This window comes from Nocardioides alkalitolerans (assembly GCA_038184435.1).
GTDB classification, from domain to species: Bacteria; Actinomycetota; Actinomycetes; order Propionibacteriales; family Nocardioidaceae; genus Nocardioides; species Nocardioides alkalitolerans_A.
The window spans coordinates 3,763,290-3,781,474 of the sequence record CP116227.1 but is presented as its reverse complement, the minus strand read 5'-3'; the positions used below and the strand labels follow the sequence as shown (position 1 = coordinate 3,781,474).

Annotated in this window: 20 protein-coding genes; 13 read left to right on the top strand and 7 right to left on the bottom strand. The window is 74.2% G+C overall.

Going from position 1 to position 18,185, the window contains the following annotated elements:
* Positions 1-171: 171 nt before the first annotated feature.
* Positions 172-1,758, top strand: coding sequence for a glycoside hydrolase family 30 beta sandwich domain-containing protein (locus PIR53_18025; GenBank protein WZH51901.1), 1,587 nt, complete (start codon positions 172-174; stop codon positions 1,756-1,758).
* A 29-nt stretch (positions 1,759-1,787) separates the two neighbouring features.
* Entirely contained in the window at positions 1,788-2,114 is a 327-nt protein-coding gene (locus PIR53_18020) for a chorismate mutase (protein WZH51900.1), read from the top strand.
* Positions 2,115-2,118: 4 nt separating this feature from the next.
* Here the strand turns inward: PIR53_18020 and PIR53_18015 are convergent, their stop codons facing one another.
* Positions 2,119-2,697, bottom strand: coding sequence for a TetR/AcrR family transcriptional regulator (locus PIR53_18015; GenBank protein WZH51899.1), 579 nt, complete (start codon positions 2,695-2,697; stop codon positions 2,119-2,121).
* Positions 2,698-2,793: 96 nt separating this feature from the next.
* Between PIR53_18015 and PIR53_18010 the strand changes: the two genes are divergently transcribed.
* The 4 genes from PIR53_18010 to PIR53_17995 are packed head-to-tail and all read left to right on the top strand — an operon-like array spanning position 2,794 to position 6,813.
* Entirely contained in the window at positions 2,794-3,963 is a 1,170-nt protein-coding gene (locus tag PIR53_18010; protein ID WZH51898.1) for an acyl-CoA dehydrogenase family protein, read from the top strand.
* Positions 3,964-4,016: 53 nt separating this feature from the next.
* Positions 4,017-4,772, top strand: a complete 756-nt coding sequence (locus PIR53_18005; protein ID WZH51897.1) for an SDR family NAD(P)-dependent oxidoreductase — start codon at positions 4,017-4,019, stop codon at positions 4,770-4,772.
* 40 nt (positions 4,773-4,812) lie between these two features.
* Positions 4,813-6,006, top strand: coding sequence for an acetyl-CoA C-acyltransferase (locus PIR53_18000; protein WZH51896.1), 1,194 nt, complete (start codon positions 4,813-4,815; stop codon positions 6,004-6,006).
* A 3-nt stretch (positions 6,007-6,009) separates the two neighbouring features.
* Entirely contained in the window at positions 6,010-6,813 is an 804-nt protein-coding gene (locus PIR53_17995) for an SDR family NAD(P)-dependent oxidoreductase (GenBank protein WZH51895.1), read from the top strand.
* A 23-nt stretch (positions 6,814-6,836) separates the two neighbouring features.
* Here the strand turns inward: PIR53_17995 and PIR53_17990 are convergent, their stop codons facing one another.
* The 3 genes from PIR53_17990 to mftR form a co-directional block, all read right to left on the bottom strand.
* Positions 6,837-7,883, bottom strand: coding sequence for a phosphotransferase family protein (locus PIR53_17990; GenBank protein WZH51894.1), 1,047 nt, complete (start codon positions 7,881-7,883; stop codon positions 6,837-6,839).
* Positions 7,880-9,064: an acyl-CoA dehydrogenase family protein gene (locus tag PIR53_17985; protein WZH51893.1), complete on the bottom strand. Its 1,185-nt coding sequence runs from the start codon at positions 9,062-9,064 to the stop codon at positions 7,880-7,882. Before PIR53_17985 ends, PIR53_17990 begins: the two co-directional genes overlap by 4 nt.
* An 81-nt stretch (positions 9,065-9,145) precedes the next feature.
* The gene (gene mftR / locus PIR53_17980; GenBank protein WZH51892.1) at positions 9,146-9,739 is read right to left on the bottom strand and encodes a mycofactocin system transcriptional regulator; all 594 of its coding nucleotides are present in this window, start codon (positions 9,737-9,739) and stop codon (positions 9,146-9,148) included.
* A 224-nt stretch (positions 9,740-9,963) separates the two neighbouring features.
* On the opposite strand from mftR, the gene mftA reads away from it, so the two are divergent.
* From mftA to PIR53_17950, 6 genes are all read left to right on the top strand, one after another.
* Positions 9,964-10,062, top strand: a complete 99-nt coding sequence (gene mftA, locus PIR53_17975) for a mycofactocin precursor MftA (GenBank protein WZH51891.1) — start codon at positions 9,964-9,966, stop codon at positions 10,060-10,062.
* A 24-nt stretch (positions 10,063-10,086) separates the two neighbouring features.
* Positions 10,087-10,404, top strand: coding sequence for a mycofactocin biosynthesis chaperone MftB (gene mftB, locus PIR53_17970; protein WZH51890.1), 318 nt, complete (start codon positions 10,087-10,089; stop codon positions 10,402-10,404).
* Positions 10,401-11,771, top strand: coding sequence for a mycofactocin radical SAM maturase (mftC, locus tag PIR53_17965; protein ID WZH51889.1), 1,371 nt, complete (start codon positions 10,401-10,403; stop codon positions 11,769-11,771). The genes mftB and mftC overlap by 4 nt, the downstream gene beginning before the upstream one ends.
* Positions 11,772-11,877: 106 nt before the next feature.
* Complete coding sequence (gene mftD, locus PIR53_17960) at positions 11,878-13,104, top strand: mycofactocin biosynthesis FMN-dependent deaminase MftD (GenBank protein ID WZH51888.1); 1,227 nt, start codon at positions 11,878-11,880, stop codon at positions 13,102-13,104.
* A complete protein-coding gene (gene mftE, locus PIR53_17955; GenBank protein WZH51887.1) occupies positions 13,101-13,847 on the top strand; it encodes a mycofactocin biosynthesis peptidyl-dipeptidase MftE in 747 nt (248 codons plus the stop codon). Before mftD ends, mftE begins: the two co-directional genes overlap by 4 nt.
* Positions 13,844-14,581 carry a mycofactocin-coupled SDR family oxidoreductase gene (locus PIR53_17950; GenBank protein ID WZH51886.1) on the top strand — a complete coding sequence of 246 codons (738 nt, stop codon included), beginning with the start codon at positions 13,844-13,846 and terminating at the stop codon, positions 14,579-14,581. The genes mftE and PIR53_17950 overlap by 4 nt, the downstream gene beginning before the upstream one ends.
* Here PIR53_17950 and PIR53_17945 read toward each other — a convergent pair.
* On the bottom strand, positions 14,578-15,174 hold the full coding sequence (locus PIR53_17945) for a hypothetical protein (GenBank protein ID WZH51885.1): 597 nt from the start codon (positions 15,172-15,174) through the stop codon (positions 14,578-14,580). The genes PIR53_17950 and PIR53_17945 overlap by 4 nt on opposite strands.
* Positions 15,175-15,408: 234 nt before the next feature.
* On the opposite strand from PIR53_17945, the gene PIR53_17940 reads away from it, so the two are divergent.
* The gene (locus PIR53_17940) at positions 15,409-15,861 is read left to right on the top strand and encodes a hypothetical protein (protein WZH51884.1); all 453 of its coding nucleotides are present in this window, start codon (positions 15,409-15,411) and stop codon (positions 15,859-15,861) included.
* On the opposite strand, the gene PIR53_17935 is transcribed toward PIR53_17940, so the two are convergent.
* Entirely contained in the window at positions 15,845-16,453 is a 609-nt protein-coding gene (locus PIR53_17935) for a TetR/AcrR family transcriptional regulator (protein ID WZH51883.1), read from the bottom strand. The two genes, PIR53_17940 and PIR53_17935, sit on opposite strands and share 17 nt — an antisense overlap.
* A 10-nt stretch (positions 16,454-16,463) precedes the next feature.
* The gene (gene mftF, locus PIR53_17930) at positions 16,464-17,879 is read right to left on the bottom strand and encodes a mycofactocin biosynthesis glycosyltransferase MftF (protein WZH51882.1); all 1,416 of its coding nucleotides are present in this window, start codon (positions 17,877-17,879) and stop codon (positions 16,464-16,466) included.
* Between the last annotated feature and the right edge of the window lie 306 nt (positions 17,880-18,185).

Here is an 18,185-nt window from a genome sequence, read left to right as displayed (position 1 = left end):
GCGAATCGTTTTCCACCGGGTCGCTATTCCACCCGACGCGCCTTGAGGATTCCTTGAGGAACCGTTCCGCCGGGGCCCGAGATGCCGTAGGTTGCCGGACGACGACACCCTCCCCCTCCGGTCGTCAGGGCGCCACGCCTTCCCCCGGGCCCCAGAAAGTCGACGCCTCCCATGCTCCCCACGCCCCTCCTGCGCCTCTCCGTCACGACGACCGCCCTGGTGGCGCTCGTCGCCACCACGAGCGCGGCCGCGCCCGCGCAGCCCGCCGCCGACACCCGCAGCGACGTCCGCATCGACCTGGGTGGCGTTGCGGTCCGGGACACGCTGCCGCCGACGTCCGTGACCACCTACGTCTGGCGCCCCGGCGACCCGGCCGGGACGGGCGTCACGTCGTGGCGCACCACGGCCACGGCCGGCGGCCTCACCGAGCGGGTCGCCGCGCGCGTCCCGCTCGCCACCCGTCCCGTCGTGGGCGGCGAGGAGCTCGTCGTGGGCGACCCCGTCCCCGGCGCCTCCCCCGTCGTCGGCTTCGGCGGCGCGCTGACCGACTCCGCGGCGTACGTCATCGACACCTCGCCGCAGCGCGACGCGATCCTCGCCGACCTCTTCGGCGCCGACGGCGCCTCGCTCGACGTCGTGCGCCTCGCGATGGGGGCGAGCGACTTCGTCGCGACGGCGGGGCACGCGAGCTACGCGGACGCGCCGGACCCGACGCTCGCGGCGTTCTCGATCGAGCGCGACCGGGCCCACGTGCTGCCGGTGCTGCGGGACGCGCTCGCGATCAACCCCGACCTCGTCGTCGTCGCGGCGCCCTGGTCGGCGCCGGGGTGGATGAAGCGCTCGGGGAAGTACGTCGGCGACTGCTGGCAGCAGCAGAACCAGCTGCGCGACGACATGGTCGAGGTCTACGCGCGCTACTACGTGCGCTACCTGCAGGCGTACGCCGCGGAGGGCATCGACGTCGCCCAGGTGTCGCTCGGCAACGAGCCGCAGCACTGCAACTCGACCTACCCGACGATGACCATGCCCGTCGCCACCCAGGCCCGGCTCGCGACCGTGCTGCGGCCCGCGCTCGACGCGGCCGGGTTCGCGGACGTCGCGATCCTCGGCTGGGACCACAACTACGTGGACGAGGGCACGGACCGCCCGACGGGCTACCCCGCCGCGCTGCTGGCCGCCGCCGGCGAGCAGGTCGACGCGATCGGCTACCACTGCTACGAGTCCAACCGCCGCCGCGAGCCCGCCGCCCAGCAGACCACCGCGCGACCGGCGTGGATGACGGAGTGCACCGGCACGACCCACTGGCGCGACACCCGGCAGAACCTCGTCAACGAGACGCACCTGGCGCTCCTCAACCCGCTCCGGTACGGCGCGGTCGCCTCCCTCTACTGGAACCTGGCGCTCGACACGGCCGGCGGGCCGCACCTCGGCGGCTGCGCGACCTGCCGGGGCATGGTCGAGGTGGGCGACGAGGGGTACGCGGTGGGCCAGTCGGCGGCGTACTGGTCCCAGCTCTCCCGCTTCGTGCAGCCCGGTGCGGTGCTGCTGGGCTCGACGCAGCGCTCGCCGGTGGAGACGGTGGCCTACGCGAACCCCGACGGCTCCCGCGTGCTCGTCGTGCTCAACGCGTCGTGGAGCACGCTCGACTGGGGGACGCCGGCCGACGGCTCCGGGTCGCCGGAGGAGCCGGGCGGGGACCCGGTGGGCTCGCTGCTGGGGACGGTGCGCGGGCTCGTGCGGGGGCTGCTCGGTCGCTGAGGGGCCGCGCGCACCTATTGTTGGCTCCCGTGAGCGACGACGTGACCGAGACGGGGACGGCTCCGGCCGGCGAGGTACCGCCCGAGCTGGCCGCGCTGCGCTCCAGCATCGACAACATCGACGCGGCCCTGGTGCACCTGCTCGCGGAGCGGTTCAAGTGCACGCAGCGCGTGGGCGTGCTCAAGGCCGAGCAGCAGCTGCCCGCGGCCGACCCGGCCCGCGAGGAGCGGCAGATCACCCGCCTGCGCTCCCTCGCGACCTCCGCCGGGCTGGATCCCGTGTTCGCGGAGAAGTTCCTCAACTTCGTCATCGCCGAGGTCATCCACCACCACCAGCGCATCGCCGAGGGCGGCTGAGCCCTCAGCCCGTCAGCGCCTGCACCACGAAGTCGGCGAGCTCGGCGTAGGCCTCCGCGTCGCTCAGCTCGAGCCGCTCGAACAGCCGCCCGCGCTGGATGTCGAACATCGTCGCCGCGACCATCTCCGCGACGAACCCCGCGTGGACCTGGCGGAGCTCCCCGGAGGCGACGCCCTCGCTGACGAGCTGCCGGATCCGGTCGGCGGCGGCCTCCGTGTTGCGGCGGTAGACGGCGTCGGTGGCCGGGAAGGCGGCGATGTCCGCCAGGAACGCGACGGACAGCGACTGCAGGTGGTCGGCCACGGCCCGCAGGTAGGTGTCGATGAGGGGCCCGGCGCCCTCCACACCGTCGAGGCGCGCCTCGACGAGGTCGGTGGCGCGGCGGAACGAGGCCCGGACGATCTCGACCGCGAGCTCCAGCTTGGAGCCCGCGAGCGAGTAGAGCGTCGTCTTCGAGCAGCCGAGGCGCACCGTCAGGTCGTCGAGCGTGAACCCGGCGAACCCCTCCGCCTCGCACAGGTCGACGAGCCGGCCGAGCAGCTCCTGCTGCCGCGCCGTACGACGCGGTCGTGTCGCGGCCACCACCAGACGTCCACCTCCTCGACTCCTGCCTCACCCTAGCGATACCGAGAACGATACTGTAGAACTGCTCTGAGTATCGCTTACCGAGGAGGACCCATGCCTGCCCGCCGCCTGCTGCCGGACCAGGAGTCCGCCGACCTCATCGCGCTCGTGCGCGAGCTCGTCACCAAGGAGCTGGCGCCCCGCGCCGCGGAGGCCGAGGAGAAGGGCGAGTTCCCCCGCGAGGTGTTCCGCCTGCTCGGCCGGACGGGCGTGCTGGGGCTGCCGTACGCCGAGGAGGTGGGCGGCGGCGGGGTCTCCTACGAGGTCTACCTCCAGGTGCTCGAGGAGATCGGCCGCGTCTGGGCCAGCGTCGGCGTCGGCGTCTCGGTGCACGCGCTCTCGTGCTTCGGCCTCGCCACGCGGGGCACGGCGGAGCAGCAGCAGGAGTGGCTGCCCGACATGCTCGGCGGCGAGCTCCTCGGCGCCTACTGCCTCTCCGAGGCCCACGCCGGCTCCGACCCGGCCGCCATGCGCACGACGGCGCGGCGCGACGGTGACGAGTACGTGCTCAACGGCGCGAAGGCCTGGGTGACCCACGGCGGCGAGGCCGACTTCTACAAGATCATGGCCCGCACGTCGGACGACAAGAACGGCATCTCCTGCTTCCTCGTGCCGGCCGACACGCCCGGTCTCGTCGCCGACAACCCCGAGCGCAAGATGGGCCTGATGGGCTCGACGACGGCCTCCATGCTGCTCACGGACGTGCGGGTGCCCGTCGAGCGCCGGCTCGGCGCGGAGGGCGACGGCCTCAAGATCGCGCTCGCCGGCCTCGACTCGGGCCGCCTCGGCATCGCCGCCGTCGCGACCGGCGTCGCCCAGGGCGCGCTCGACGCGGCACTGGCCTACGCGCAGCAGCGCGAGGCGTTCGGGCGCCGCATCATCGACCACCAGGGCCTCGGCTTCGTGCTGGCCGACATGGAGGCGGCGGTGCAGTCCGCCCGCGCCGTGACGCTCCACGCCGCGCGGCTCCGCGACCAGGGCCTGCCCTTCTCGCGCGAGGCCTCCGTGGCCAAGCTCGTCGCCACCGACAACGCGATGAAGGTGACGACCGACGGCGTCCAGGTGCTCGGCGGCGTCGGCTACACCCGCGACTTCCCCCTCGAGCGCTACATGCGCGAGACCAAGGTCATGCAGATCTTCGAGGGCACCAACCAGATCCAGCGGATGGTCGTGGCGCGCTCGCTCGACGCCAAGCCCGACACCTCGCTCCACGTGACCGCCTGAACCACCCGACCCGCCGCTCCCACGACCGACCCCACCACCCCAGGAGAACCCGCATGCAGCTCGCCGACACCGCCGCCATCGTCACCGGTGCCGCCTCCGGCCTCGGCGCCGCGACCGCCGCCGCGCTCGCCGCGCAGGGCGCCACCGTCTTCGGCCTCGACCTCCCCGGCTCCCTCGAGAGCGCGCCGTCGGTCGACGGCGTGACCTACGTGCCGACCGACGTCACCGACCCCGAGCAGGTCGTCGCGGCGGTCGCGACCGCCGCCGAGGGCGCGCCGCTGCGCACCGTCGTCAACTGCGCGGGCATCGGCCCGTCGGCGCGGATCCTCTCGCGCAAGGGCCCGCACGACCTCGGCCTCTACGCCAAGATCATCCAGGTCAACCTCATCGGCACCTTCAACGTGCTGACGCTCGCCGCCGAGCGGATCGCGCAGACCCCCGAGCTCGAGCACGGCGCCCGCGGCGTCGTCATCAACACCGCCTCGATCGCGGCCTTCGACGGCCAGGTGGGCCAGGCGGCGTACTCCTCCTCCAAGGGCGGCGTCGTCGGCCTCACGCTCCCGGCGGCGCGCGACCTGGCGCAGTACGGCATCCGCGTCAACGTGATCGCCCCCGGCATCGTCGAGACCCCGATGCTCGCCACCGTCTCCGAGGAGTTCCGCGCCGGCCTCGCCGCCGGCGTCCCGTTCCCGCAGCGCCTCGCGCGGCCGGACGAGTACGCCCAGCTCGCCCTCGCGATCATCGACCACGACTACCTGAACGGCGAGGTCATCCGCATGGACGGCGCGCTGCGCATGGCCCCCCGCTGACCCTCGGCACCCCACCCCACCCCACCCTCAGGAGACACCCATGGCCGAGGCCTACCTCATCGACGTCGTCCGGCTCGCGTCCGGCAAGGGCAAGCCCGGCGGCGCCCTGTCCGGCACCCACCCCGCCGTGCTGCTGTCCCACGTGCTCAAGGCGCTCACCGAGCGCACGGGCGTGGACCCCGCCCGTGTCGAGGACGTCATCACCGGCTGCGTCCAGCAGGTCGGGGAGCAGTCCATGAACATCGGGCGTACGGCGCTGCTCGGCGCCGGCTTCCCGGAGACCGTGCCGGCCGTCAGCATCAACCGGCAGTGCGGTTCGAGCCAGCAGGCCGTGGACTTCGCCGCGCAGGCCGTGATGTCCGGTTTCGCCGACGTCGTGATCGCGTGCGGTGTCGAGTCGATGAGCCGCGTCCCGATGGGCGCCTCGACCCTGGGACTGGACACCGACGGCCCCGAGGTCGCCGCCCGCTACCCCGAGGGCCTCGTCAACCAGGGCGTCTCCGCGGAGCTGGTGGCGCAGCGCTGGAAGCTCGAGCGCGACGAGCTCGACGCCTTCTCCGCCGAGTCCCACCGCCGGGCCGCCGCGGCCACGGAGTCCGGCTTCTTCGACCGCGAGGTCGTGCCGATCGACGTCACGCTGCCCGACGGCACCACGCTCACCCACCGCGTCGACGAGACGATCCGCGCCGCGACGAGCGCGGAGGGCCTCGCCGGCCTGCGGGCGTCGTTCCGCACCGACGAGCTCGCCGCCCGGTTCCCCGACCTGGCCTGGCAGATCACGCCGGGCAACTCCTCGCCCCTGACCGACGGCGCCTCGGCCGCCCTCATCGTGAGCGAGCGCGTGCTGCAGGAGCTCGGCCTCACCCCCCGCGCCCGCTTCGTGGGCTTCGCCGTGACCGGCGACGACCCGGTGCTCATGCTCACCGCCCCGATCCCGGCCACCCAGAAGGTGCTCGCCCGCACGGGCCTCGGGATGGACGACCTCGACGCCTACGAGGTGAACGAGGCGTTCGCCCCCGTGCCGCTGGCGTGGGCCCGCGAGCTCGGTGCCGACCCGGCGAAGCTCAACCCCAACGGCGGCGCCATCGCGCTGGGCCACGCCCTCGGCTCGTCGGGCACGCGCCTGCTCGGCACGCTCCTCGCCGACCTCGAGCAGACGGGCGGCCGCTACGGCCTGCAGACCATGTGCGAGGCGGCCGGCATGGCCAACGCCACCATCATCGAAAGGCTCTGACCCGTGGACCTCTCCTCCGGCTCCTCCACCGCCCTCGTCACCGGCGGCGCCTCCGGCCTCGGCCGTGCCACCGTCGAGGCCCTCCTCGAGGCCGGCGCCCGCGGCGCCGTCATCCTCGACCTGCCCTCCTCCGCCGGCGCCGACGTCGCGGTCGAGCTGTCGCAGCGCTTCGACCGCGACGTACGGTTCGCGGCCGCCGACGTGCGCGACGCCGACGCCGTGCAGCAGGCCGTCGACCTCGCCTCCGAGATCGGCGACCTGCGGGTGGCCGTGAGCTGCGCCGGCACCGGCGACCCCGGCAAGACCGTCGGCCGGGGCAACGAGCCCCTGCCGCTCGAGTCGTTCCAGCGGATCATCGAGATCAACCTGGTGGGCACGTTCAACGTCATCCGCCTGGCCGCGGCCCGCATGGCCACCCTCGAGCCGCTCCCCGGCACGCTCGGCACCCCCGAGGAGCGCGGCGTGGTCGTCAACACCGCCTCGGTGGCCGCCTTCGACGGCCAGGTCGGACAGGCGTCGTACTCCGCCTCCAAGGGCGGCATCGTCGGCATGACCCTGCCGATCGCGCGCGACCTCGCGAGCCACGGCATCCGCGTCGTCACCATCGCCCCGGGCCTCTTCAACACGCCGCTGCTCGCGACGCTGCCCGACGAGGCCAAGGCCTCCCTCGGCGCCCAGGTGCCGCACCCGAGCCGCCTCGGCGAGCCGAGCGAGTACGGCGCGCTCGTCGCCCACGTCGCCGCCAACCCGATGCTCAACGGCGAGGTGATCCGCCTCGACGGCGCGATCCGCATGGCGCCGCGCTGAGCGCAGGACCGGGTCGAGGGCGTTCAGGGGAGCTGCCGCAGGGCCCGCTCCAGCAGCGGCGCCACGGCCGTCCCGGCGGTGTCGAAGCCGTCGCCGACGGTGCCGCCCGCGCGGTAGCGGTGGTCGATCCCGGCCGCGATCACCGCGAGCTTGAACGCCGCGAGCGCCAGGTGGAACTCCCAGTGCGGGAGGGTTCCGCCCGTGGCCTCGTACGCCGCGGCGAGCGCCGCCTCGTCGGCCAGGCGCGGTGAGGTCCAGGCCGCGTCGAAGCCCAGGACGAGGTCGAGCGACGGGTCGCGGTAGACGGCCATGAGTGCCACGTCGGCCACGGGGTCGCCGATCGTGGAGAGCTCCCAGTCGACGATCGCCGCGACCGCGCCGGTGGGTCGTCCGGCGGTGTCGGCCGCCAGCAACGTGTTGTCGATGCGGTAGTCGCCGTGCACCACGCTCGTGCGGTCCTGCCCGGGGACGGTCTCGCCCAGCCGGGCCGCCACCTGCGTCGCGAGCGCGTCGACACTCGGGGCGTGGTGCTGCTTCACGTGCTCCCACTGGCCGCTCCAGCGCCGGAGCTGGCGCGCGGCGTACCCGTCCGGTCGCCCGAAGCCCTCGAGCCCGGCGGCGACGTGGTCGACGTCGTGGAGACGGGCGAGTGCCTCGACCAGGCCGGTGACGACCCGCGCCACCTCGTCGTCGTCGAGCGCGTCGAGGTGGTCGCGCCGGGCGATCGAGAGGCCCTCGACGAACTCCACGACCGTGAACGGCGCGCCGAGGACGCTCTCGTCGGTGCACGACGCGATCGTCGGCGCGACCGCGACGCCCGCGCCCTCGAGGGCCCGGGTCACCCGGAACTCGCGGCCCACGTCGTGCGCCGAGGGCGTGTGGCCCCCGAGCGGCGGACGCCGCAGCACCCAGCGGTGCGTGCCGTCGGTGACGGCGAACGTGAGGTTGGACTTCCCGCCCGCGATGAGGCGGGCCGCGAGCGGTCCCGCCGTCGTGATCCCCTGGGTCGCCAGCCAGGCGGTGACCCGGTCCAGCTCCGCGGGCGCGAGCCCGCCGACGGCGTCGCTCACGACGGTGCACCGTTCGTGATGCGCTTGACCGCGCGCTTGGCGATCGACCAGCGGTGCACCTCGGACGGCCCGTCGTAGATGCGGAACGGGCGGATCTCCCGGGCGATCTTCGCGACCGGCAGGTCGGCGGTGACGCCGAGGCCGCCGCACAGCTGCTGGGAGCGGTCGACGACCCGGTCGAGCGCCTCGGCCGCGAACGTCTTCGCGATGGACGTCGACTCCGACGCACGTCCGCCCGCGTCCAGCTCCTCGCAGGCCACCCGCAGCAGGGCGCGGGTCGCTGCGAGGTCGATCTCGTTGTCGGCGATGTGCTGCTGGGCGAGGCCCAGGTCGGAGATCCGACCACCGAAGGCCTGGCGACCCGCGACGTAGGCCACCGCGGTCTCGTGCGCCCGCCGGGCCGCGCCGGTCCAGCGCATCACGTGGGTCATCCGCGCCGGACCGAGCCGCACCTGCGCGTAGCGGAACCCGAGGTCGACCTCGCCCAGCACCGCGTCGTCACCGACGACGACGTCCTCGAAGCGCATCTCGCAGTGACCGCCGATCATGGCGCGGTCGACGGTCGGGAGGTGACGTCCGACGACGACGCCCGGGGTGTCGGCGGGCACGAGGAACATGGTTGCCCCGCCGGGGCCGCCGGCCTCGCCGCCGGTGCGCGCCATGACGATGAAGAAGCCGGCGCCGTCCGCCCCCGTGATGAACCGCTTCTCGCCGTTGATGACCCAGCCGCCGTCGCCGCGGACCGCGCGGGTGCGCAGCGCGGACGGATCGGCCCCGGCGCCCGGCGCCGGCTCGGTCATCGCGAAGGCGGAGCGCACGAGCCCCCGGGCGAGCGGCTCGAGGAACCGGGTGCGCTGGTCGGCGCTCGCGATGGCCTCGAGCATGTGCATGTTGCCCTCGTCGGGGGCGCCGACGTTGGTGGCGATCGGCCCGAACAGCGAGTAGCCGGCCTCCTCGAGCGGGCCCGAGCGGTCGACCATGCCGAGGCCGTGCCCGCCGTACTCCCGGGCCACCTGCGGCGCGAACACCCCGGCGGCACGCGCGGCCTCCTGCAGCGCGACCCGACGCTCGTCGCCTCCCGCGGCCACGATGTCGCCGTCGTGCTCGTCGTCGAGCGGCAGCACGTGCTCCGCGACGAAGGCACGCGTGCGTGCGGTCAGGTCCTCGGCCAGCGTTCCCATTCCACCCTTCCCGACCGAGCGCTCGCTCGGATCGTGCACCAGGGTGCCAGACGGTCCGGACCTCGCGCAATCTCCGTGGACCTACTCGGCGAGGTGGTCGCGCAGGGCGCCGAGCGCGGCGTCGAGCTGCTCGCCGAGGTCGGCGTCGTCGTGCGCGAGCCAGGTCTCGTACGCCGCGAGCGACACCCCGAGGGCCGCGTGGCCCACGACGACGGCGCGCACGTCGTCCGCCGCGATGCCGCGCCGCTCGGCGACGAAGCGGGCGATCACGCCGCGCCACTCGGCGTACATGAGGGCGGAGTGCGCCTGGAGCGCCGGCGTGCCGAGGAGGAGCCGCATGCGGCGCCGGTGCTGCTCCTCGCCGCCCTCGGGCACGGCGTTGAAGTCGAGGATCGCGTCGTGGAGCGCCCGCCACAGGGGCTCGTCGCGGGGAGCCTCGTCGAGGCGGCGTGCGAGCTCGGCCAGCCCCTCGGAGAAGCGGCCCCACGGGATGTCGTTCTTGGAGGCGAAGTAGCGGAACAGGGTGCGCCGACTGATGCCGGCGGCCGCGGCGATGTCGTCGACGGTCGTCCGATCGAAGCCGTCGCGGTGGAAGAGGTCGAGCGCGACCGACTCGATGGACTCGTGCGTCGTCGACCGGGGTCGGCCGAACATCTCGCCGCGCTCGTGGCGCACCGCTGCCTCCTTCCGCCGCCGGCACGGCCGGGAACGCCGGCCTCGCGAATCCCACCACGCGCCCCCTCGCGCCGGGAAGGCGACGGGGTCGCACCTGCCCGACCAGGCAGTTATGACACCAGGTGTCGCTTGCCTCTTCCCAAGTGGCACTCCGTGTCATTACTGTGGCGCACGGCACACGCGGGGGGCTCGCCACCCCGCACCGACACCGTGAGGAGATGCGCATGAGCAAGCCCCAGGAGTCCGTCGAGACGCAGACCGACCTGAGCGCCGACATGCTGATCGAGGAAGTCTCGATCGACGGCATGTGCGGCGTGTACTGAGCCGACGAGCCCAGGAGACCTGCGATGAGCGACGCCCCGGACAGCTCGGCCCCCGACGCCGTGCGACTCGACCAGCCGTGGGCCATCTCGCCCGCGGTGGCGCTGCGGCCCGAGCCGTTCGGGGCGCTCGCCTACCACTTCGGCAACCGCAAGCTGACCTTCCTCAAACGTCCCGAGCTCGTCACCGTGGTGCGCGCGCTCGCCGACGAGCCCGACGTGGCCGCCGCCCTCGCGGCCGCCGCGGTGCCGGAGGCCCAGTGGCCCGGCTACCTCGCGGCCCTGCAGGGCCTCGCCCGCACCGACATGATCCGCCCGCGCCCGACCGAAGGAGCCGCAGCATGACGATCGCCCCCGAGCGCCCCGGCCCCAGCACCCGGATCGGCCAGCTGCTCCCGACGACCGGCGACCGGACGCCCCGCGGCGACCGCCTCGTCGACCAGTTCGAGCTCGGTCTCGACGCGCCGATCTGCCTGACGTGGGAGCTCACCTACGCCTGCAACCTCGAGTGCGCCCACTGCCTCTCCAGCTCCGGCCGCCGCGACCCCCGCGAGCTGTCGACCGACCAGGCGAAGGCCGTCATCGACGAGCTGCAGCGCATGCAGGTCTTCTACATCAACATCGGCGGCGGCGAGCCCACGATCCGCCCCGACTTCTGGGAGCTGCTCGAGTACTCCATCGAGCACAACGTCGGCGTGAAGTTCTCCACCAACGGCGTGCGGCTGAACAAGGAGCGCGCCGAGTTCCTCGCCTCGCCCGCCATGAACGGGTACGTCGACATCCAGATCTCCCTCGACGGCGCGACCGCGGAGGTCAACGACTACGTCCGCGGCCCCGGCTCGTTCGACACCGCGATCCGTGCGCTGGAGAACCTCCAGGCCGCCGGCTTCTCCGACGCGAAGATCTCCGTCGTCTGCACGCGCCAGAACATCGGCCAGCTCGACGAGTTCAAGGCGATCGCCGACCAGTACGGCGCGATGCTCCGCCTCACCCGGCTCCGCCCCTCGGGCCGCGGCGCCGACGTGTGGGACGAGCTGCACCCGCTCCCCGAGCAGCAGCGCGAGCTGTACGACTGGCTGATGGCCAACGGCGAGAACGTCCTCACCGGTGACTCCTTCTTCCACCTCGCCGCGTTCGGCGAGTCGCTGCCGGGCCTCAACCTGTGCGGCGCGGGCCGCGTGGTCTGCCTGATCGACCCGATCGGCGACGTCTACGCCTGCCCGTTCGCGATCCACGACAACTTCCACGCCGGCAACATCCTCACCGACGGCGGCTTCCAGCAGGTCTGGCAGAAGTCCGAGCTGTTCCAGGACCTGCGGGCCCCGCAGACCGGCGGCGCGTGCGCGAAGTGCTCCTTCTTCGACGCCTGCCGCGGGGGCTGCATGGCCGCCAAGTTCTTCACCGGGCTCCCGCTCGACGGTCCCGACCCCGAGTGCGTGCAGGGCTACGGCGAGTCCGCCCTCGCGTCGATGAACGCGGCCGGCGGTCGCGTCATCCCGGAGTCCAGCCAGGACCACTCGAAGAAGAACCCCACCCGCAACCAGCCGGTGATGCTGCAGCTGGGTCGCCGCCCCGAGGACCTCGAGGCCGCTCTCACCCCCCGCGGCATGCCCGTCTCGGCGTGCGCCGAGAGCCCGCTCGCGGGCTTCGACCCGGGCACCGGTGCCCTGGGCGGCGGGGGCGGCTGCGCCTCCGGCGCCTGCGGGTGCTGACCCCGCGCCGTACCCGAGCACCCCGAGCACCCCACCCCCGATCCGCCGGCGGGCGCGCCTGCGCCGACCACGCGCGCCCGCCGGCACACCACCGCAGGAGAGACCCATGGCCAAGCCCGAGTGGCTGAGCAACCCCTGGAAGCAGAACCCCTGGTTCGAGTCCGTCGCCGTCGCCCAGGAGCGGGCGCGCAAGCGCCTGCCGCAGCCCGTGTACGGCGCGCTCGTCGCCGGCTCGGAGCGCGGTCAGTCCGCCGGGGACAACCAGGCGGCCTTCGCCGAGATCGGCCTCCAGCCGGTCGTCGCGGGCCAGAAGAAGGAGCGGTCGCAGAGCACCACCCTCTGGGGGCAGGAGATCTCGCAGCCGGTCGTCATCTCGCCCACCGGCGTGCAGGCCGTGCACCCCGACGGCGAGGTCGCGGTCGCCCGGGCCGCCCGGGACCGCGGCACGCTCATGGGCCTGTCGAACTTCGCGTCGAAGTCCGTCGAGGAGGTCACCGAGACGGGGGCGCGCACGTTCTTCCAGATGTACTGGACCGGCGAGCGCGACATCATGCTCCACCGCATGCAGCGGGCGCAGGACGCCGGCGCGCTCGGCCTCATCGCCACCACCGACTGGTCGTTCTCGATCGGCCGCGACTGGGGCTCCCCCGAGATCCCCGAGAAGGTCGACCTCAAGACGATGGTGCGGTTCGCGCCGAAGGTGGCCACGAAGCCGCGCTGGCTGTGGACCTTCGGCAAGACCGGCATGATCCCCGACCTGACGGCCCCCAACCTGGCGCCCCCGGGCGGCATCGCGGGCCCGACGTTCTTCGGGGCCTACTACGAGTGGATGAACACCGAGCCGCCGTCGTGGGACGACGTCGCGTGGATGCGCGAGCAGTGGAAGCAGATCTCCGGTGGCAAGCCCTTCATCCTCAAGGGCGTCAGCCGGGTCGACGACGCGCTCCGCGCCGTCGACGCCGGCGTGGACTCCATCTCCGTCTCCAACCACGGCGGCAACAACCTCGACGGCACCCCGGCCGCGATCCGCATGCTCCACCCGATCGCCTCGCGGGTCGGCGACGACCTCGAGGTCGTCATCGACGGCGGCATCCGCCGCGGCTCCGACGTCGTCAAGGCGGTCGCCCTCGGGGCCCGCGCGGTGCTCATCGGCCGCGCCTACCTGTGGGGCCTCGCGGCCAACGGCGAGCAGGGCGTGGGGAACGTCCTCGACGTGCTCCGCATGGGTGTCGACTCGGCGCTGCGGGGCATGGGCGTCGCGTCGATCCACGACCTGACGCCCGAGCACCTGCTCGTGCCCGAGGGCTTCCACCGCACGCTGGGCGCACCATGACCCCCGCCCTGTCGTCCCGCACGTGGCCGGACGTCGAGCCCGGCACGCTCCTCCTGGTGCCGGTCGGCTCGATCGAGCAGCACGGCCCCCACCTGCCCCTCGACACCGACGGCGTCATCGCCGCCGAGGTCGCGGCGCGCGTGGCGGTGCACCTCCTCGACGAGGTGTCGGTGCTCGTCGCCCCGCCCCTGCTGTTCGCCGCGTCGGGCGAGCACCACGGCTTCCCGGGCACGCTGTCGATCGGCACCGACGCGCTCGCCACGCTGCTCGTCGAGCTGGTGCGCTCGGCCGAGCTGTGGACCCCGCGCGTCGTCTTCGTGAACGCCCACGGCGGCAACGTGTTCGCGCTCGAGAAGGCCGTGCGGCAGCTGCGCGAGGAGGGGCACGACACCGCCTGGGTCGCCTGCGCGACCGAGGACGTCGACCTCCACGCGGGCCGCACCGAGACCTCGATCATGCTCCACCTGCGCCCCACCGCGGTCGACCTCCGCCGCGCCGAGGTGGGCAACACCGGCAGCCTGACGGAGATCCTGCCGACGTTGATGAGCGGCGGGGTCAAGGCCGTCTCCGCCAACGGCGTGCTCGGCGACCCGACCGGTGCGACCGCCGACGAGGGCCGCTGCCTCGTCGCCGAGCTCGTGCGCGACGTGCTCCAACGCGTCCGCCACGCCGCTCCCGACGCCCGGGGACACCTGGCCGCACCCGCGGCGCGGGCCGCGGGCCGCGTACCGGTGCAGGCGTGACCGACCGCCGCGTCGCTCTCGTCACCGGTGCCGCCGGGGGGATGGGCACGGCGATCCTCGCGGCACTGGCCCGCGACGGCTACGACGTCGTCGGCGTCGACGTCGCACCCGTCGCCGCGCCCTGCGCGGAGGCGCACGTCGTCGACGTGCGGGACGGTACGGCGCTGCGCCAGCTCGCCGCGGACGTCGTGGCCCGGCGGGGCCGGCTCGACGCCGTCGTCGCCGCGGCCGCCGTGGTCGGCGGTGGCAGCCCGCTCTGGGCCACCCCCGACGAGGTGCTCGACGAGCTGTGGGAGGTGGACGCCAAGGGCGTGTGGACGACCGCCGCCGCCACGGTCCCCCACCTGCTGGCCTCTCCCGAGCCGCACCTCGCCCGTTTCGTCGGCATCGCCTCGGCCGCGGGCGAGCACGGGCTGTTCGGGCTGGCGGCCTACACGGCCGTGAAGCACGCCGTCGTCGGGATCGTCCGCGGGCTCGCCGCCGACCTCGCCGGCACCGGCGTCGCGGCGATCGCCGTCTCGCCCGGCGCGACCCGCACGCCGATGCTCGAGGCGACCGCGGCGCTCTACGGCCTCGCGGGCGAGGACGGCATCGACGAGCTCGCCCGCCACCAGGGCCTCCGCCGACCGCTCGAGCCGGCCGAGGTCGCCGATGTCGTCGCACTCTGCTGCTCGCCGGCGGGCGCGGCCCTCCACGGGTCGGTCGTCAACGCCGACGGGGGCTTCGGCATCTAGTAGGCGCGCCACTGCCCTCCCCGGAGCCAGGGCGGGACCGGGGCCCGCGGCGGCTCTTCCGTCCGACCGCCGCGGTAGCCGACCACTGCGTCGAGGCCCACCTCCTCCTGGATCGCGGCCGCGATCGACAGGCCCTCCGCGCGCCACGACGCATCGCCCGGCAGGCCGTCGGCGTGACGGCGCTGCGCGCGCCACCGGTGGATGCGGCGACGGGTCGGGACCGATACGGCGAGGGTCCGGATCGGCAATCGCACCGGCCGACCGGCCTCGAACCGGAGGAGGTCCGCGCCCTCGCCCGGCAGGGCCAGCAGCAGCTCGTGCCGCCCCGACTCGCAGCGCCACACCTCGTGCTCACCGCCCAGCTCGAGCTGGACCCGTCGCGCGAGGTCGAGGGCGCGCACCAGGTGGCCGAGCAAGCCGTCGCGCAGCTGGTCGTCGCCGTCCTCGCGGTTGCACCAGTCGGCGAGGTCCTCCTGCAAGGGAGCGCTCAGCCCGAGCTCGTCGGCATCGGCGTGCCCGACGTCGTCCCAAGCGGGTCCGCGGAGCCACAACGGGTGCTCGGTGTAGTCGCTGAAGAACTGCAGGTAGACCATCGTGGGCCTCCGGGCCGGACCGGCCGTCGCGAGTCGGCCTCGCACCACCCCCCGGCGCCGTCGGCCGAGTAGAGCAGGATGCGCTGCCGACGGCTGCGTCGCCACCGATTTGTCGACACCGGGCCCGGCTGGTCCCCATGTCTTGCGGAACGGATGCACCTGGGAGGGCCCTGGAACCGCATCTGTTCCGCAGAACTCCACCGGGGGCGCTCGGCCCGCCCCATGGTGAGCATCATGACGACGTTCCCGATCCGCCGGACCCTCGCGCTGGGCGCCGCCGTGCTGGGGATCGCGGGTGCGGGCGTCGCGGCGAGCGCCGGGATCTCGGCCGTGGCGAAGCCCGACCCGCCCGACGCCATCACCGTGGCGGAGGCCGAGGCGTGGGCAGACGAGCTGCTCGCGCTGCCGCCCGACGACGTCTGCCAGCTGTCCGCGTCCGTCTCGCTGTGCGAGCGCACCCTCGACGGGGTGCCCGCCGGGCCGACCGGCGACGTCGCCACCCAGGTCGACCTGCAGGACGACGGCACCGCGCTCGTCACGTTCCGCGGCGAGACCACCGCGGGAGAGCGGTTCCGCAGCGAGATCGGCGTGCTCCGCGACGACGTCGGCGACGTGCGCGGGGTCGTGCCCGTCTACTGGGCCGTGAACCGTCTGCCCGCCGGCGAGGGCGTCACTCCGTCGCGTTGACGACGCCGCGCGCCAGCACGAGGTGCCGGTGCACGAGCTCCTCGGGGCTCAGCGGCCCGTCGGGGCGGTACCAGGACGACACCCCGATGCAGAGCACGGTGACGCCGCGGCTCGCGGCCTTGGGGTACGGCGTGGCGAAGGTGCCGTCGGCCGCGCCGTCCTCGACGGCGCTGTCGAGCATCGCCTGGAGCTCGTCGCGCAGCTCCACGATCCGGTCGCGGTTGGCGCCCTCGAGGCTCCGCAGCTCGCTGGACGTCACGAACGCGTGCTTCGTGCGGAACATGTGGAAGCGCAGGAGGCACTCGACCCAGGCGTCGAAGCGCGCCGCGGGGGACGGTCCGGCCTCCTCCAGCGCCGCGGCGGTGCGCTGCACGAGGTCGCGCATGACGTCCTCGAGCAGGGCGACGAGGATGTCCTGCTTCGAAGGGTAGTGGTGGTACAGCCCCGGCACCGACAGGCCGGCCGTGGAGGCCAGCTCCCGGATCGAGGTGCCGTGGTACCCGTGCTTGGCGAACGCCTCGAGCGCCGCCTCCAGGACCCGGGGCAGCTCGGCGTCGTCGTACTTCCGCCACTCCAGCGGCTCCGCAACCATGCGGAGCACCCTACGACCTCCGCCACGCCGGGAGGAGGGAACGCACCGAGCGTTCGCTCACGGTGCCGCGCCAGACCCCCCACCCGTAGGCCAGGTCGTCGAGCCGGCGGAGCACGGCGTACGTCGCGGGCTCCATCGCCGGACGCTGCCGCACCCAGCCCGCCGCGGTGTCGGCGACGACGGCGGCAGCCACCAGGCGTCGTACCCGGCGGGAGGTCGCGAGCGCCACGACGGTGAGGGGCCAGTGGTGGCGGAGCAGGCCGGTGGCGACCTGCTCGACGTTCATCCAGGTCGCGAGGAGCGTGAGGGAGGTCGCGGTGCGGCGCGCGTCGGCGTCGCCGCCCAGCTTGTCGGCGAGCCGGGCGGCCACCACGACGGACGCGGCCCCGGCGACGGCCGTCGGCACCGGACGCTGCAGCAGCAGGGCCGTCACTTGGGCGACGCCGAGGGGGGCGAGCACGGCGGGCGCGACGAGGTCGCCGTGCCGCGCGGCGAGGACGGCCGCGCTCCCGCCGTAGTCGGCCCGCCGGCGCGCCCACGCCCCGAGGGCGACGCGGTGGTCGTGGCGGGCAGTGGCCCCGGCGTCGTACCGCACCCGCCAGCCCGCCCGCACCAGCCGCCACACGAGGTCGACGTCCTCCCCCACCCGCAGGTCGGCCGCAAAGCCCTCCCCCAGCGCGGCGACCCGCGCGAGGAGCACCGCGGACGGCACGTACGCCACGGCGGTGCCGGGCGCCACGAACGCCGAGCGGGGGCCCCGGTCGAGGGAGGAGGCGACGGCCTCGTACCGCGTCAGCGCCGACCCCGTCTCCACCAGCCCGCGGATGCGGGGGGCGACCACGGCGAGCCCGGGGTCGACGAAGGCGGCGCGGAGCCGGCGCAGCGCGTCCACCGTGACGACGACGTCGGAGTCGACGAAGAGGACGTACGGCGCGCCCCGCCTCCGCGCCTCGGCGAGGCCGGCGTTCCGCGCACCCGCCGGGCCGAGGTTCACCGGCAGCCGGAGCACGTCCGCGCCGTACCGCGCCGCCACGGCCGCGAGCGGCCCCGGATCGGGCGAGGCGTCGTCCACGACGAGCACGGGCACCGCGCCACCGAGGGTCGTGAGCAGCCGCTCGACACCGTCGGCCCGCTCGTGGGCGGGCACGACGACGAGCACGTCGTCGCAGGTCGGAGGCGGTGCGTCCGCGACGTACGCCGCGAGCCCGGCCCCCACCAGCTGCGCTGCGAGCCCGACGCGACCGGCCGTGCCGTCGAGCGTGAAGGACCCGGCCTCGAGCAGCCGGACGCCGCCCGCGCCGAGCCGGACGGCCCGCACCGGCGCACCCCCCACGAGGAGGGCGCCGTAGCGCCGCACGCCGGCGTCGAGCACGACCCGCGTGCCCGCGGGCGGGGCGGCGTGCTCGGGCGGGGGCGGGACGGTCACGGGCACCAAAGGTAGTTCTCCTCGGCGTCACCGCCGCCCACCTGAGCGTTAACACGCGTGACATAAATGACAGTTCAACCTCTTGCCAACGCGGCGGACGAGCCCGCAGTGTTGACGGCCGAAAGTCCTCGTCGTGGTCGACGGGGCCGCCCAGGCTGCGCCGAGGCTCACCACGGCTTGGGGAGAACCAGATCGCGCACGCGCGAGTGGTGAGCACGGGAGACCCAGGCAGTACGCCGCTCCACCGCCCCCGGTGGAACGGCTTGGGGTGAAGGTCCGCCCGCCGCGAGGCGGCCGACCCGGGCA